At 67.0% G+C, this 13,689-nt stretch carries 14 protein-coding genes and 5 tRNA genes; 8 read left to right on the top strand and 11 right to left on the bottom strand.

From position 1 onward, the window contains the following. Nucleotides 1-77: 77 nt before the first annotated feature. From HMPREF3067_RS03260 to HMPREF3067_RS03245, 4 genes are all read right to left on the bottom strand, one after another. Nucleotides 78-153 (bottom strand) — tRNA-Gly (locus HMPREF3067_RS03260). A 53-nt stretch (nucleotides 154-206) separates the two neighbouring features. Beyond that, nucleotides 207-281 (bottom strand) — tRNA-Val (locus HMPREF3067_RS03255). A gap of 25 nt (nucleotides 282-306) precedes the next feature. Beyond that, a tRNA-Cys gene (locus tag HMPREF3067_RS03250) sits at nucleotides 307-380 on the bottom strand. Between the two features lie 44 nt (nucleotides 381-424). Then, nucleotides 425-500: transfer RNA gene (locus tag HMPREF3067_RS03245), tRNA-Gly, on the bottom strand. A 257-nt stretch (nucleotides 501-757) separates the two neighbouring features. Here HMPREF3067_RS03245 and HMPREF3067_RS03240 point away from each other — a divergent pair. From HMPREF3067_RS03240 to msrB, 4 genes are all read left to right on the top strand, one after another. Beyond that, a tRNA-Val gene (locus HMPREF3067_RS03240) sits at nucleotides 758-832 on the top strand. Nucleotides 833-899: 67 nt separating this feature from the next. Beyond that, the gene (locus tag HMPREF3067_RS03235; RefSeq protein WP_070768364.1) at nucleotides 900-1,583 is read left to right on the top strand and encodes a pyrimidine reductase family protein; all 684 of its coding nucleotides are present in this window, start codon (nucleotides 900-902) and stop codon (nucleotides 1,581-1,583) included. 80 nt (nucleotides 1,584-1,663) lie between these two features. Beyond that, a complete protein-coding gene (locus tag HMPREF3067_RS03230; protein ID WP_070768363.1) occupies nucleotides 1,664-2,875 on the top strand; it encodes a glycosyltransferase family 87 protein in 1,212 nt (403 codons plus the stop codon). Next, nucleotides 2,856-3,275, top strand: coding sequence for a peptide-methionine (R)-S-oxide reductase MsrB (gene msrB, locus HMPREF3067_RS03225; RefSeq protein ID WP_070768300.1), 420 nt, complete (start codon nucleotides 2,856-2,858; stop codon nucleotides 3,273-3,275). The genes HMPREF3067_RS03230 and msrB overlap by 20 nt, the downstream gene beginning before the upstream one ends. Before the next feature lie 13 nt (nucleotides 3,276-3,288). Here the strand turns inward: msrB and hemQ are convergent, their stop codons facing one another. Further along, nucleotides 3,289-3,990: a hydrogen peroxide-dependent heme synthase gene (gene hemQ, locus HMPREF3067_RS03220; protein WP_070768299.1), complete on the bottom strand. Its 702-nt coding sequence runs from the start codon at nucleotides 3,988-3,990 to the stop codon at nucleotides 3,289-3,291. A 141-nt stretch (nucleotides 3,991-4,131) separates the two neighbouring features. Between hemQ and HMPREF3067_RS03215 the strand changes: the two genes are divergently transcribed. Together HMPREF3067_RS03215 and HMPREF3067_RS03210 are read left to right on the top strand one after the other, a co-directional pair. Next, the gene (locus tag HMPREF3067_RS03215; protein ID WP_210400076.1) at nucleotides 4,132-4,776 is read left to right on the top strand and encodes a DUF3000 domain-containing protein; all 645 of its coding nucleotides are present in this window, start codon (nucleotides 4,132-4,134) and stop codon (nucleotides 4,774-4,776) included. Nucleotides 4,777-4,803: 27 nt separating this feature from the next. Then, a complete protein-coding gene (locus tag HMPREF3067_RS03210) occupies nucleotides 4,804-6,009 on the top strand; it encodes an HRDC domain-containing protein (RefSeq protein WP_070768297.1) in 1,206 nt (401 codons plus the stop codon). Here HMPREF3067_RS03210 and dxs read toward each other — a convergent pair. The 5 genes from dxs to dut form a co-directional block, all read right to left on the bottom strand. Beyond that, nucleotides 6,006-7,913 (bottom strand): 1-deoxy-D-xylulose-5-phosphate synthase, encoded by a 1,908-nt coding sequence (gene dxs / locus HMPREF3067_RS03205; RefSeq protein WP_070768296.1) that lies wholly within the window; start codon nucleotides 7,911-7,913, stop codon nucleotides 6,006-6,008. The genes HMPREF3067_RS03210 and dxs overlap by 4 nt on opposite strands. 67 nt (nucleotides 7,914-7,980) lie before the next feature. Then, nucleotides 7,981-9,222 (bottom strand): class I SAM-dependent RNA methyltransferase, encoded by a 1,242-nt coding sequence (locus HMPREF3067_RS03200; protein ID WP_070768295.1) that lies wholly within the window; start codon nucleotides 9,220-9,222, stop codon nucleotides 7,981-7,983. Further along, nucleotides 9,222-9,833, bottom strand: a complete 612-nt coding sequence (locus HMPREF3067_RS03195; RefSeq protein ID WP_083319113.1) for a DUF3159 domain-containing protein — start codon at nucleotides 9,831-9,833, stop codon at nucleotides 9,222-9,224. The genes HMPREF3067_RS03200 and HMPREF3067_RS03195 overlap by 1 nt, the downstream gene beginning before the upstream one ends. Nucleotides 9,834-9,901: 68 nt before the next feature. Beyond that, nucleotides 9,902-10,939, bottom strand: coding sequence for a DUF3710 domain-containing protein (locus HMPREF3067_RS03190; protein ID WP_070768293.1), 1,038 nt, complete (start codon nucleotides 10,937-10,939; stop codon nucleotides 9,902-9,904). 62 nt (nucleotides 10,940-11,001) lie between these two features. After that, the gene (gene dut / locus HMPREF3067_RS03185) at nucleotides 11,002-11,457 is read right to left on the bottom strand and encodes a dUTP diphosphatase (RefSeq protein ID WP_256381264.1); all 456 of its coding nucleotides are present in this window, start codon (nucleotides 11,455-11,457) and stop codon (nucleotides 11,002-11,004) included. A 68-nt stretch (nucleotides 11,458-11,525) separates the two neighbouring features. Between dut and HMPREF3067_RS03180 the strand changes: the two genes are divergently transcribed. Continuing rightward, a complete protein-coding gene (locus tag HMPREF3067_RS03180; protein ID WP_083319107.1) occupies nucleotides 11,526-12,071 on the top strand; it encodes a DUF3093 domain-containing protein in 546 nt (181 codons plus the stop codon). Between the two features lie 73 nt (nucleotides 12,072-12,144). On the opposite strand, the gene HMPREF3067_RS03175 is transcribed toward HMPREF3067_RS03180, so the two are convergent. After that, nucleotides 12,145-12,435 carry a DUF4193 domain-containing protein gene (locus tag HMPREF3067_RS03175; RefSeq protein ID WP_070768290.1) on the bottom strand — a complete coding sequence of 97 codons (291 nt, stop codon included), beginning with the start codon at nucleotides 12,433-12,435 and terminating at the stop codon, nucleotides 12,145-12,147. A 180-nt stretch (nucleotides 12,436-12,615) separates the two neighbouring features. On the opposite strand from HMPREF3067_RS03175, the gene ppgK reads away from it, so the two are divergent. Continuing rightward, on the top strand, nucleotides 12,616-13,398 hold the full coding sequence (gene ppgK / locus HMPREF3067_RS03170; protein WP_070768289.1) for a polyphosphate--glucose phosphotransferase: 783 nt from the start codon (nucleotides 12,616-12,618) through the stop codon (nucleotides 13,396-13,398). Nucleotides 13,399-13,689: the final 291 nt, after the last annotated feature.

Here is a 13,689-nt window from a genome sequence, read left to right as displayed (position 1 = left end):
ACCTCTTCCGTGTCAGGGAAGCGCTCTCCCACTGAGCTAATCGCGCGAGATTAACACCTTCTTTAAGAAAGAAAGCGTGGAGCGGATGACGAGACTCGAACTCGCGACCCTCACCTTGGCAAGGTGATGCGCTACCAACTGCGCTACATCCGCAAATTTGAAACCAGACCCGGTTTCAGGACTCCCCAACGAGGTTGGGAAACCCGTGGTGCGCGATACTGGGATTGAACCAGTGACCTCTTCCGTGTCAGGGAAGCGCTCTCCCGCTGAGCTAATCGCGCAGGCGTCGCCGGTGGCCACGCTAACTGGAGGTGGAAACGGGAATCGAACCCGTGTGCACGGTTTTGCAGACCGTTGCCTCACCACTCGGCCATTCCACCGTGGCGTATGCCGCCTCACACAAGTATACAAAGTGAAACTGTGTTGGAGCGGATGACGAGACTCGAACTCGCGACCCTCACCTTGGCAAGGTGATGCGCTACCAACTGCGCTACATCCGCATGCACCGTTTCCAACTGAAGCTTTCTGTGCGGTGCGAGTAAAAACATTATCCTGAACCGGTGCCGGTTTACAAATCGCCCGCTCACAGGCCAGTTCTTGGGACCTTCGCGGCGGGGTGTGGCGCAAGCTAAATGACACCGCTGTCATCCCCGCGACCCGCACCCCGGCATCCGGGCCACCGCGGTCCCGCCGGGACCGCCGTTTTGCTGGGGATTCGTCAGATCGCGCGGCACCGTGCTACATTTTAGCCCAGCACGGTCCCATGGCTCAGTGGAAGAGCGTTCCGTTCACACCGGAAAGGTCGCTGGTTCGATCCCAGCTGGGACCACCACTTATTAAGCGTCTCCCCTTGTGATGGGGAGGCGCTCTTTTTGTATCCGCACCCTAGGATGGTGGCCATGGATATCAACGCTTTAATAGGCCCCGACCGCCCCGAGGTCCGGGCGGTGATGGTGGCTACGGTTTCGGGCTCGGCATCGGCGGCCGGAACGTCCCACAGCCTCGGCAACGACACCGACGCGCAGTTGTTGCAGGGGCTGCGCGAATGGGCCGAGGTCATCGTGGTGGGCGCGTCCACCGTGCGCGCCGAGGACTACGGCGGCGCGACCTCCAAGTCAGGGGCCCCGGCCCCAATTGCGGTCGTCACCGGCAGCGCGGATATGGATCCGGACTCCCGCTTCTTCACCGACTTCACCACCGCCCCGCTGCTGCTGGTCCCGCACGCCGCACTCGCCCAGGCCGAAGTACGCGAGCGCACCCGCCGGCTGGCAGCCCAGGGCGCGGAGGTCCTCGACGCTGGGACGACGAGCCCCGCCGACCTCCTGGCCTGCTTGCGGGCCCGGGGCTACGGGCGCATCGTCTGCGAGGGCGGGCCGGGCCTTTTGTCCCAATTCGTGGCCGCCGACGCCATCGACGCCTTCTACCTGACCCTCGATCCCACGGTCACCTCGGCGGTGGAGACCCCCGTCGTCCGCGCCGACGATGCCACCTCACCCCGCACTACCCGCCTCACTCTGGACAATTGCGCCCCCGATGCCGACGGCACCGTGTTTCTGCGATACCGCCGCGCGCCGAGGCCGTAAACTGGCTGGCCGTGAGTACCAGTTTCCTGTCTTCCGCGTGGACTGCCCGCGCCGCGCTCGCCCCCGGCCACCCTACCCAGCTGCCCGCCGGCCTCAACCTGGCCGCCTGGCCGCTGGCCATCCTGTTGGTGCTCAACACCGTGCTGGTCCGCGCCTTCAACGGCGCGCCCACCGATGACTTCAGCACCGTCTACTACGCGGTGCGGCGCGCCCTGAACGGGCAGGCCGTCTACGAGCAGGCATACCACCACGTGGACCCGCTCTACCTCTACAACCCAGGCGCCACGCTGCTGCTCTACCCGCTGGGCCTGGTGGACAATTTTCCCCTGGCCCGGGGGCTTTTCATCCTGGTCAACGCCGCGGCGATCGTCGGCGCATTGGCGATTTTGACCCGGGTGGTGGGCCACCGTTTGTCCAGCCCGCTGTGGCCGGCAAGCATCGCCCTGGCTTTCGCCACCGAGACCGTCACCAACACTCTGACCTTCGCCAACATCAACGGCCTGCTGCTGCTGGCACTCAGCGGGTTTTTGGCTTTGGGCCTACGGGGCGCGGGCGGCCGAGCCGACCGGGCCGGCCGGGGCGCGGGAGCGAGCCTGTGGGCGGGCATCGTGCTAGGCCTGGCCATTACCGTCAAGCCGCAGTTCGCCCCGCTGCTGGTCCTACCGCTGGTCAAGGCCCGCTGGTTCACCGTGGCCGCAGGTATTGCGGTGCCGGTGGGCCTGAACGTGGTGGCCTGGCCGGTCATCCCGGACGCCGGGGACTACCTGCGCCGGCTGGTGCCCTACCTGGGCACCACCCGAGACTACGCCAATTCCTCCTGGGACGGCCTGCGCGCCTATTTCGACCTGCCCGGCTGGGCCTACTACCCCGTCTGGGTGCTAGCGGCGGTACTGGTGGCAGTCGCCGTCGTGCTGCTTCTGCGCTGGCGGAACACGGACCCGGCTCTGTGGGCGTTGACGACCACCGGCGTGCTGCTGGTCGGCATCTTCTTCCTGTCCTCGCTGGGCCAGCAGTACTACTCGATGTGGCTGTTCCCGCTGATGTTTACCGCGGTGCTGCCGCGCAGCGTTTTTCATTCATGGCTGGCCTGGGCCGCCGCGGCCTGCTTTTTGCTGCCGGTCACCTGGACCTCCACCCACTGGCCGGACGCGGGGCGCTGGGCGAATTTCTTCCTGGGCACCGCCGGGTGGTTCCTGCTCATCGTGGCCTGCGCGGCCAGCGTGACCGGCTGGTACCTAGGCCAGCGCCGCGACGCCGGTTACACTGGGCGACATGACCAACCAGCCCACTGATTTCAAGCTCATCGCCGACGCTGACTGGAAAAAGCGCTTAAGCGACGAAGAATACTACGTCCTGCGCCAGGGCGGGACCGAGCCGCCGCACGTCGGCAAGTACACCGACACCACCACCGAGGGCGTGTACTCCTGCCGCGCCTGCGGCGCCGAGCTTTTCCGCTCCACCGAGAAATTCGCCTCCCACTGCGGGTGGCCGTCCTTCTACTCCCCCAAGGACGTCGACACGGTCATCGAGCGCGAGGACCGCTCGCTCGGCATGGTGCGCACCGAGGTGCTGTGCGCCAACTGCCACTCGCACCTCGGTCACGTCTTCGCCGGCGAGGGCTACGACACCCCCACCGACCTGCGTTACTGCATTAACTCCATCTGCCTAGACCTCGACGAGCGCGAGGTCTAGCAGCGCTTAAGGCTTAAGGCAGGACCTTGATGAGTTCTGCCACGTCAGAAACCCGGCGCCCGGTGTGGAACGGGATTTCCTCGCGCACGTGGTTACGGGCCTCGGTGTAGCGCATGACGTACATCAGGTCGACGATCCGGTCGAGGCTCGGGGCTTCGAAGGCCAGGATCCACTCGTAGTCGCCCAGCGCGAAGGCCGGGACCGTGTTGGCGCGCACGTCGGCGTAGTCGTGCGCGGCCATACCGTGCTCGACCAGGATCTTGCGGCGCTTTGCCTCGTCCATGATGTACCAGTCGTAGGAACGCACGAACGGGTAGACGGCGATCCAGTCGCCCGGCTCCTCGCCCATGATGAACGACGGCAGGTGCGACTTGTTGAACTCCGCCGGGCGGTGCAGGGCGTTGCCCACCCAGGTCACCTCCGTGACCTGGCCAAGCACCGTGGTGCGGCGGAAGTCCGCGAAGGCGCGCTGCAGGTCTTCGAATTCCTCGGCGTGCCACCAGATCATGAAGTCGGCGCTATCGCGCATGCCGGACAGGTCGTAGATGCCGCGGACAGTGACCTTGCCTTCCTCCGCCAGGCGGGCGAAGAAGTCCTGGGCCTGGGCGATGATGTCGTCGCGCTCGGTCCCCAAGGCTCCCGGAATGGCACGGAAAACCGCGTGCTGGGAGTACTGCTGGACTTCGTTGAGCTTTTTAAAATCGAGCTTCGCCATGGACAATCCCCTTTCAAAGGACGTACGAGTCTGACTAGGACATGACCCCTCCAGTATCCACCATTAGTTGGATACTTGGCCAACTGGGGGCACGGCGCGCCTCCCACCAGTGGCGCCGGCGAAAATATAGCTTGATTGATTGTGAGCATTTCCGAGACTTCCCAGCCGCACAGCGCCTCCCCTGCCGCTAACGATGCCCCCGCCGACGGCGAGACCACCACGCCGGCCACCTTTAACCGCGCCGTGGAGTCCATGCACCAGGCCCGCTTGCGCCCCGAGATTTCCCTAGGATCCATCCGCCCGCCGCAGCGGCTCGCCCCGTACAGCCACGCCATCGGGCTCGAGGTCGACCGCGGCGCGGACGATGCCGACTCCATCCCCACCGACAGCAGCGGCGACGCCTTCGGCCGCCTGATCCTCCTCCACGATCCCGGCGCCGAGGAGGCCTGGGACGGGCCCATGCGCCTGGTCGCCTATATCCAGGCCGACATGGACCCGGACGTCGCCGGCGATCCCCTCCTGCCGGACGTCGCCTGGGAGTGGCTGACCGAGGGCATGGCCGACTGCGCCGCCCGCCACACGAATTTGGGCGGCACCGTCACCTCGACCGCCTCTGTGCGCTACGGCGAGATCGGCGGCCCGCCGCGCGCCTACCAGCTCGAGATGCGCGCGTCCTGGACGGCCGAGGACCTGGAACTGGGCCCGCACGTGGAGGCCTTTGCCGCCGTACTGGCGAACGTGGCCGGCCTGCCCCCGGAGGGCGTTACCCAGTTGGGGCGCGGATAAGCCAGCGCGCGGGTAGCCTGGCATACCATGAGTGAGCTTAGACGAGTACCGGCACAAGGCATCCCGCCGGTCGCCAGTACCCCGCAGGAGATCGCCGCCGCCGCAGCGCGGCTAGCCGACGGGACAGGGCCGCTGGCCGTCGACACGGAGCGCGCCGGCGCCTACCGCTACAACGACCGCGCCTTCCTGCTCCAGCTCCACCGCGCCGGCGCCGGCACCGTGCTCATTGACCCGGAGGGCAACGACGCCGCCGTCCAGGACCACGTCGGCGGCGCTATCAACGGCCAGTCCTGGGTCCTGCACGCCGCCAAGACGGACCTGCCCTGCCTGGCCTGGCTGGGCCTGAAGCCGGGATCCCTCTTCGATACCGAGGTCGCCGCCCGCATGGCCGGCTTCGAGCACCCCAACCTGGGCCACATGGTCGATGAGATCCTGGGCGTCGAGCTAGAAAAGGCCCACGGCTACGTGGACTGGTCCACCCGGCCCCTGCCGCAGGACTGGCTGGCGTATGCCGCCCTCGACGTCGAGTTCCTCCTTCCCTTGGCTGAGACCCTAAAGGACGTGCTGGCCGAGGAGGAAAAGCTGGACTGGGCGCTGCAGGAGTTCGACGCGCTGGTCGCCGAGCACGCCGGGACCACCGCCCCGGAGCCCGGCTCTTGGCGCGAACTCAAGGGCCTGAGCACCCTGCGGCGCAGCGAGCAGCTCGCCGTGGCCAAGGCCCTGTGGATTAAGCGCGACGCGTTAAGCGCCCACCGCGACATCGCCCCGCCGCGCGTGCTGGGCAACAAGGTGCTCATCGATGTCGCGCGCACGCTGCCGAATTCACCCGCCGAGCTGGCCCGCGTCAAGGGCTTTCCGCGCAAGCGGAAATCAGCCACGCAGCTGTGGTGGGACGTCGTCGAGCGCGCCCGCGACCTGCCGGCCAGTGACCGGCCTCGCCCCCAGCGTGCCCGCCGCGAGGTCCCCGGGAAGGCCGCCTGGCCGGCCGAGCTCTGGGAGCTCTACCAGGCCGCCCGCCAGGACTTCACCGACCTGGGCCAGGACCTAGCCGTCGATGACTCCCTGCTCATCAAACCCGCCACCCTGCGGGCCGCGATCTGGGCCGCGCTCGGCCCCAAGGCCCGCCTAGCCGACACGGCCGACCTGGTGGACTTCTTGTTTGCCAACGGTGTACGCCCGTGGCAGCTGGAATGGGCCGTGCCGATTATCGCGCGGCGCATTAACAGCTTCTAGCCGAGCCACTCCTGGACGGACTCGGCAATGCCCTCGGGTGCTAGCCCAACGTCTTCCAGCAGCTGTCCGCGGGAGGCGTGCAGCGGGAAGTAGTTCGGGAACGCGAGGCGGCGCAGCGGGGTGTCCACCTGGGCATCGCTGAGTTTTTCGGCCACCAGGGAGCCGATGCCGCCGCGCTTGATGCCGTCTTCCACCGTGACCACCAGGCCGTAGTCCGCGGCTAGGCGCACAACGGACTCCGGCACGGGCGCGACCCAGCGCGGATCGATGACCGTCACGCCGATGCCCTGCTCGGCCAGCAACTTCGCCGCCGCGATGCTGCGCGCCGACATCGCACCCACCGAGACGATGAGCACGTCGCGGCGTGCCTCGGCATCGCTGGCCGCGGCGCCGGAGGACGAGCCGACGTTGGTGTAAATGACGTCCGTGCCGTCGGCGAGCGTGTCGACGGCGTCCATGTCGTCGAGCAGGTTGCCCTTCGGGAAGCGCACCACGCTGGGCCCGTCGGAAATTTCCAGGGACTCGTTGAACAGCTCGCGCAGGCGCTTGCCGTCGCGCGGGGCGGCCACGCGCATGCCCGGCACGATACTGGTTAGGGCCATGTCCCAGACGCCGTTGTGGCTGGCGCCGTCCGAGCCGGTCACGCCCGCGCGATCCAGCATCACGGTCACCGGCAGCCCCAGCAGAGCGATGTCCATGAGCAGCTGGTCGAAGCCGCGGTTCAGGAACGTCGAGTAGACCGCGACCACTGGGTGCAGCCCGCCCAGGGCCAGCCCGGAGGCAGAGGCCATCGCGTGCGCCTCGGCGATGCCGACGTCGTAGAAGCGGTCCGGGAAACGCTCCGCGAAGGGCATCAGGCCGGTCGGTCCGGCCATCGCCGCGGTGATGGCCACGATGTCGTCGCGGCGCTCGGCGGCCTTGATGAGCTCCTCGGAAAAGGCCGCGGTCCACCCGGGCTGGCTCTTGCCCTTCGGCACGCCGGTGACCGGGTCGATAGCGCCGGTCGAGTGCATCTGGTCCTTGGGCTCGTTAACCGCCGGGGCAAAACCGTGGCCCTTCTCGGTGACCACGTGGACGATGATGGGGCCCTCGAAGTCGCGGGCGTAGCGGAAGGCGTGGTTGAGCGCCTCGAGGTCGTGGCCGTTGATGGGGCCGATGTATTTCATGCCCAGCTCGGGAAACATCTCCGTGGGCAAGACCGAGGACTTGACGCCCTCCTTGAAGGCGTGGAGGGCGTCGAAGGCGCGCTCGCCGACCCAGCCCATCGACTTTAAGGTCTTCTTGCCGTGGGCCATCAGCTCGTCGTAGCCGTGCTGGGAGCGGATGCGACCCAGGTTCTCCGACAGGCCGCCGATGGTCGGCGCGTAGCTGCGCCCGTTGTCGTTGACCACGATGACGGCGTTCCGATCCTTGTCCGCCGAGATGTTGTTGAGCGCCTCCCAGCACATGCCGCCGGTTAGGGCGCCGTCGCCCACGATGGCGATGGCGTTGCGATGCGGCTCGCCGGCCAGACGGAAGGCCTTGGACAGCCCGTCGACCACGGAGATCGACGCCGAGGCGTGCGAGGACTCCGTCCAGTCGTGCGTGGACTCGGCCCGCCGCGTGTAGCCGGACAGCCCGCCCTTTTGCCGCAGGCTGTCGAAATCGCCGGCGCGGCCGGTGAGCATCTTGTGCACGTAAGACTGGTGCGAGGTGTCAAAGACCATCGCGTCTTGCGGCGAGTTGAACGTGTAGTGCAAAGCGATGCTCAGCTCCACCACGCCCAGGTTCGGCCCGAGGTGGCCGCCGGTGACGGAGACCTTCTCAATGAGCAGCTGGCGGATCTCCGCAGCAAGCTGTTCCAGCTCATCGCCATCGAGCTTTTTGAGATCCTTCGGCGAGTCAATCGAATCAATGATTCTCATGGAGTGCTCAACTACTCCTTTGCTTAATTTTGCTTCAATCGCAGCGGTGCCCCGCTGGTTTTATTTTCTACCGTACATCGTGGCTCGCACGCGGGGTCAAAAGAACCAGGGTCTCGAAGTGGTGCGTGCCGGGGAAAGCGTTCACGACGACCATCCGCTCGACGCCGTAGCCCGCCTCGACCCAGGCGGACAGGTCGCGGGACAGGGCGGCTGGGTCGCAGCCGATGTGCACGACGCGGTTAGGAGCGGCATCGGCAATGCGGGCCACGACCTGCTCCCCGGCGCCGACGCGCGGCGGGTCCAGGACGACGGAATCGGCTGGCGGCAGCTGGCCGACGACCTTTTCCACGCGGGCGGATTTGACCCGCACCGCGCAGTCGGCCAGGCCGGGCTGCTGATCCGGGCGCGCGGCCGGCGACAGGTCCACCGAGTAGATTTCCGCGCCACCGGTGGCCGCGCTCAGCGTCGGCACGAAGAGGCCGACGCCGCCGAAAAGATCCCAGGCGGGTCCGTTGCCGGTGCCCAGCAGCTCGCCGACCAAGCGGGTATAGGCCTCCGGCGCGCCGCGGTGGGCCTGCCAGAACGCGGTCGCCGGGAACTCGAAGCGGTGCCCGTCTACCTCCTCGACGACGCCGGCAGATCCCTCGACGACCTGCTCAATCTTTTCCACCCGCTTGCCGCGTGGGCCCTTGCGGGTTTCGATGACGTGGCGGGCCCCGGTGCCATCGAGCACCGCGATGACCTCCGCGCCCGGCGTGAACGTGCGCGCCCCCGGGCCCACGATGCCGTCCACCAGACCCGCCGCCAGCTGCGTGCAGGCGACGTCGGTGACCAGGTCGTTGGACGCGCGCTTGCGGGTGCCGGCCCGGCCGCGGGAGTCGACGCCCAGGCGCACGCGGGTCCGCCAGCCGCGGTGCGGGGGCAGCTCGCGCAACTCGAGCTCCGGCAGGTCGCCGTGAGCATCCAGGTGGCCGACGCGGGCCAGCTGGTCGCGCAGGACGTCGGCCTTAATGCCCAGCTCCTGGGCCGGATCGACCTCCGCGAAGTCGCAGCAGCCCGCCCCCGCCGCGGCGGCCGGGCAAGCCGAATCCACACGGACCGGTCCGGCGGTTGCCACCTCGGTAACGGTGCCGCGCAGCATGGATTTTTTGGCCTTGTCGAGGCGGACGATGACCTCGTCGCCGGGGAAGCCGCCCCGGACGAAGACGATGCGCCCGTCCTCGGCGCGGCCAATCCCCTCCCCGCCGTGCGCCATGCGGTCGATGCGCAGTCGGATATCGTCGCCTGCCTGGTAGTTCGCAGTCTCCATTAGTCTGGTTGTCCGTTCTTCTCGAGGGGTGGTTGTTCTTCTTCGATCTCAATGGCCTGGTTGGCCCGGCGCACCAAGAAGATGGTCAAGAGGGTGACCAGGCCGGTCAGCGGCCACCCCATGAGGATCCGGGTAATGCCCAGCGCGGTGGTCTCGCCGGCGTTGTAGATGCCGTTTTGGATCACGAAGCGGGCCAGGAAGACCACGGCCCAGCCGGCCGTGGCGAGCGCGTAGGCGCGGCGCGCGGCGGGGATCTGGCGCCAGGTCATGTCCTCGCCGTTGATGCCCTTCCAGATAACGCCCACCGCCGGCCAGCGCACCAGGATGGACACGACCGCGGCGATGCACAGCACCAGCGAGGCCCAGATCCCGTACAGGAAGTAGCCCTTCGCGTCGCCGGTGGCGTAGGCGATGCCCGCGCAGATCGCCACGCCCAGCAGGCCGGAGATAGCCGGCTGGAGCGATTCCTTGCGCACCACGCGCCAGATGGCCACCGCCACGGCCACGCCGATCGCCGCCAGCAGCGCGGGGACCAAGCCCCACATGCTGTTGACGGGGATGAGCACGACCACCGGCAGCGTCGCCGCCACCAGCCCGGTCACTCCACCCATCTGCTCAAGCAGGGTCTGGTCCTCGAGGGGTTTATTGTCAGCCACGTGAGTCTTTCTTAGAGGTCGAGCTAGCGGTCGGAGTTGTCGTCGCCGGCGTCCTGCGAGTCAGCGCCGTCAGCGCTGCCGTTGTCCGCGCCGGCGGAATTGCCGCCGGCGTTGCCGGTGCCGGTGCTGTTGCCGTTGCTCAGCAGGCGCCACATCTGCTCGCGCAGCTGCTTTTCGCGCTCCTCGTCGGCGGCGGTGCGCTGGCCGTCCTGGCCGTCCTGGCCGCCGTTGCCCGCGGTGCCTGCGCTGCCCGCGCTGCCGGCGTTGGTGTTGTCGGCGTTGGCATTGCCGGCCTGGCGCTGCTGCATCGCCTTCTGCAGCTGCTCCACCAGGGCCGGCGGCATGACCACGCGCAGGGCGTTGCCGGCCAAGATCGGCTCGTCGCCGCGGTAGACGAAGGTGCGCGCGACCAGCTCGCGGCCGATCCGCGCCAGCTCCTCCGACTTGCCCTTCGGGGCGGCCAGGGTCACGCGCAGCATCCAACGCGGGCCCTCCACGCCGATGATGCGGATCTCGCCGTTGTCGTTCGACCCGACAATCTCAGTGCCCCAGGGGCCTTCCTCCAGGCGGGTGGGCAGGCCGTCGTTCTCGATGCCCTGGATGAGCTCCTTGGCCGAGGACTCCCACTGCCCGCTCGAGCGCGGCGCGGCGAAAGCCACCGGGGTAATGCGCCCCGCCGTGGTGACGATGTGGAGCATCTTCGGGCCCTTCTCGCCCATCTCCACCTGGACCTGGGAGCTCTTCGGCAGCGCGATCTTCATCGAGCCCAAGTCGAGCGTACCGGCGGAGAAATCGCTGAAATCGAAGACCTCGTAGTTCAGGCTGTCGCCGTCGAAGGGGCCGGTGTCCCCGCCGACGGCGTCGTGCTCGGCGACGTTGATGCTAATGCCCGCGGCGCCCGGGAAGCCGTTGGCTACCGCGGCATCGCCGGGTGTATCCGGCACGTCGTCCAGGCGGTCGATGGGCGCGTTGTCCGGCGCGGCCTCAGCCGCCGGTTCCGACGCAGGCGCCTCAGGGGCGTGGTTGTCCTTGTTCTTCTTGCCGAAAGGCCACAAAGCCATGGTTGAAAAGTCCTTTACTCATCGACGTCTATCCGTTCCACTGTAGCCCCTTGCCGCGGGGCCTACACGCCGGTCGAACCGTAACCGCCGTCTCCGCGGACAGTTTCGTCCAGCTCGGAGACCTCCACGAACTCGGCCAGCTCAACCTTCTGGATCACCAGCTGGGCGATCCGCATGCCGCGCGTGATCTCAATCGGCGTGGCCGGGTCGAGGTTGACCAGGCAGACCTTGATCTCGCCACGGTAGTCGGCGTCGATGGTGCCCGGGGTGTTGACAATGGAAAGCCCCTGCTTGGCGGCCAGGCCCGAGCGCGGGTGCACCAGCCCGACGGTGCCCACCGGCAGCGCCAGGGCGATGCCCGTGCCCACCAGCGCGCGCTGGCCCGGGGCGAGGGTGACTTTCTCGGCCGCGTAGAGGTCCGCACCGGCGTCGCCGCGGTGGGCGCGGTGCGGCATCGGCAGCTCGGGGTCGAGGCGTTTGATCTGGACGGAGAGGTTTGTATCCGGAGTGCTAGTCACGCCCGACAGCCTACCTTCCCCGCCCGGCAGCTTTGCCTTGTGCCCCGGGCGGTGCGATAGACTAGCTAATCGTGAAACCTGCGGACACTAATGGCAACGTCTTGAACCCCAGCGCGAATTCCGAGGTCATCTACCAGGAACGCCAGTGGGTGCCTTGGTATTTCTGGGTGCTGGCCGCCGTCGTCGTCGCCGTGACCACGGCAACGGTCGGGCTCAACCGCTCGGGCATCTGGCCGCTGACCGCCGCCATCGTGCTCATCGCGGTGGCCGTGTGGGTGCTGGTCTGCTGGTCCTCGACCGTCGTCACCGTGGAAAAGGACCCCGACGGCACCCGCTGGCTCAGCGTGAAGGATGCCCAACTGCCCAGCGATGTCGTGGCCCGCTCGCTGGCGGTGCCCAAGTCGGCCCGCCGCAACGCGCTGGGCCCGCAGCTCGACCCCGCGGCGTTCCTGTCGACCCACGAGTGGGTCGATGAGCTAGCAATGTTTGTCCTCGACGACCCGGACGATCCCACCCCCTACTGGCTCATCGCCAGCAAGGACCCAGCCGCGCTCATCGAGGCTTTCGTCCCCGAGCAAGCAGAGCAGGCCCTGCGCAGCTTCCGCAGCGCCTAGAGCCCGCCAGCCCAAAACACTCTCAAGCACAAAAGCCCTGAAAACCCCCAAGCTTTCAAGCCTAGAAGAGCAGTTAGGCGCAGTCCATGCAGACCTTGTCGCCGTCCTCCTCGTAGGACAGGCGCTTGTTGTCTTGGACCAGGAAGCACACGGAGCAAGTAAACTCGTTTTCTTGGCGCGGCACGACCGTGACGTTGAGCTCCTCGCCGCTCAGATCAACTGTCGGCGGCTCGAAGGGTTCGACGATCTCGCCGTCGTCGTCCATAGCGCTGTTCTCGCTCTCGGCGGCCTTCAGACCCTCCAGGGAATCGGTCTCCAATTCGTCTTCCACGCGGCGCCGCGGTGCGTCGTAATCGGTTGCCATAACTGCACGCTCCAATCGGTTTTTCAGGCAAACTTGTGCAGGGAAATCAACTATGTCGATCGCGCATAATAAAGCACAATCGCCGCGCTGTCACACTCGCAGGTAGGAGCCCACGAAGGTGGGTACCCCCTCCCCGCTCAAAACCCTGCGGCCGCGGCGCCATGCGCTACACTTTCCGGCATGCACACGAGTGAGGATTCGACCGCCGGAAATGCCCCGCTAGCCTACGGGGTAGACATCGGCGGTTCCGGGATCAAGGGAGCCATCGTGGACCTTAAATCCGGGCAGCTGCACTCTGCCCGGCAGAAAATCGCCACTCCCCAACCTTCTACCCCCGCCGCCGTGGCCGAAACCGTCGCCGAAGTCGTGGACCACCACGGCTGGGACGGGCCCGTCGGCATTACGGTGCCGGCCATCGTGCGCGACGGCATCGTCCAGTCCGCGGCCAACATCGACCCCAGCTGGATCGGCGTCGACGCCCACGCCCTCTTCCGAGACCACCTGGGCGGGCGCGAGGTCGTCGTGCTAAACGATGCGGACGCCGCCGGCCTCGCCGAAGCCGCCCACGGCGATCCCGTCGCCCGCCAGGGCGCGGCCATCTTCCTGACCATCGGCACGGGTATCGGCTCGGCTTTCCTCCTCGACGGCCAGCTGTTCCCCAACACCGAACTGGGCCACCTGCGGGTGAATGGGAAGGAGGCCGAGCACGTGGCATCGTCAGCCGCCAAGGAGCGTGAGGACCTGAGCTTTAAAAAATGGGCCAAGCGGCTCAACCGGGTGCTGGCCACCTACGAGGAACTGTTTAACCCGCAGGTTTTCATCGTCGGCGGAGGGATCTCGCGCAAATTCGAAAAATGGGGCCCGCACCTGACTACCGATACCCCGGTCGTGCCAGCACAACTACGCAACGAAGCCGGCATCATCGGCGCGGCGATGGCTGTTAAAGTACACGTCCAGCCCTAAGATAAAACCAAGGCGCGACGGCGGGAGCAGGACCCCGCTGTCACAAGAGTCGACCAGAATGCTCTATACTGGGCGGTCGATCGTAACTAGATAAACCGACCGCCACAGCGCGGTATAGGTTTTGACTGTAACAATTAAGGCGAAAGGGCGTACGTGGCAGCCACTGATTCTTCCGACAAGGTACTCGGCGAGGACGCAGAGGCGAATACCCCTGCGGGAAAGCCTGCCGCCAAGACGGCAAAGAAGACGGCCAAAAAGACGGCGAAGAAGACCGCTAAAAAGACTGCGAAG

It is taken from the genome of Corynebacterium sp. HMSC04H06, from assembly GCF_001815935.1.
Taxonomy (GTDB): Bacteria; Actinomycetota; Actinomycetes; order Mycobacteriales; family Mycobacteriaceae; genus Corynebacterium.
This window is presented reverse-complemented; position numbering and strand designations above follow the sequence as displayed.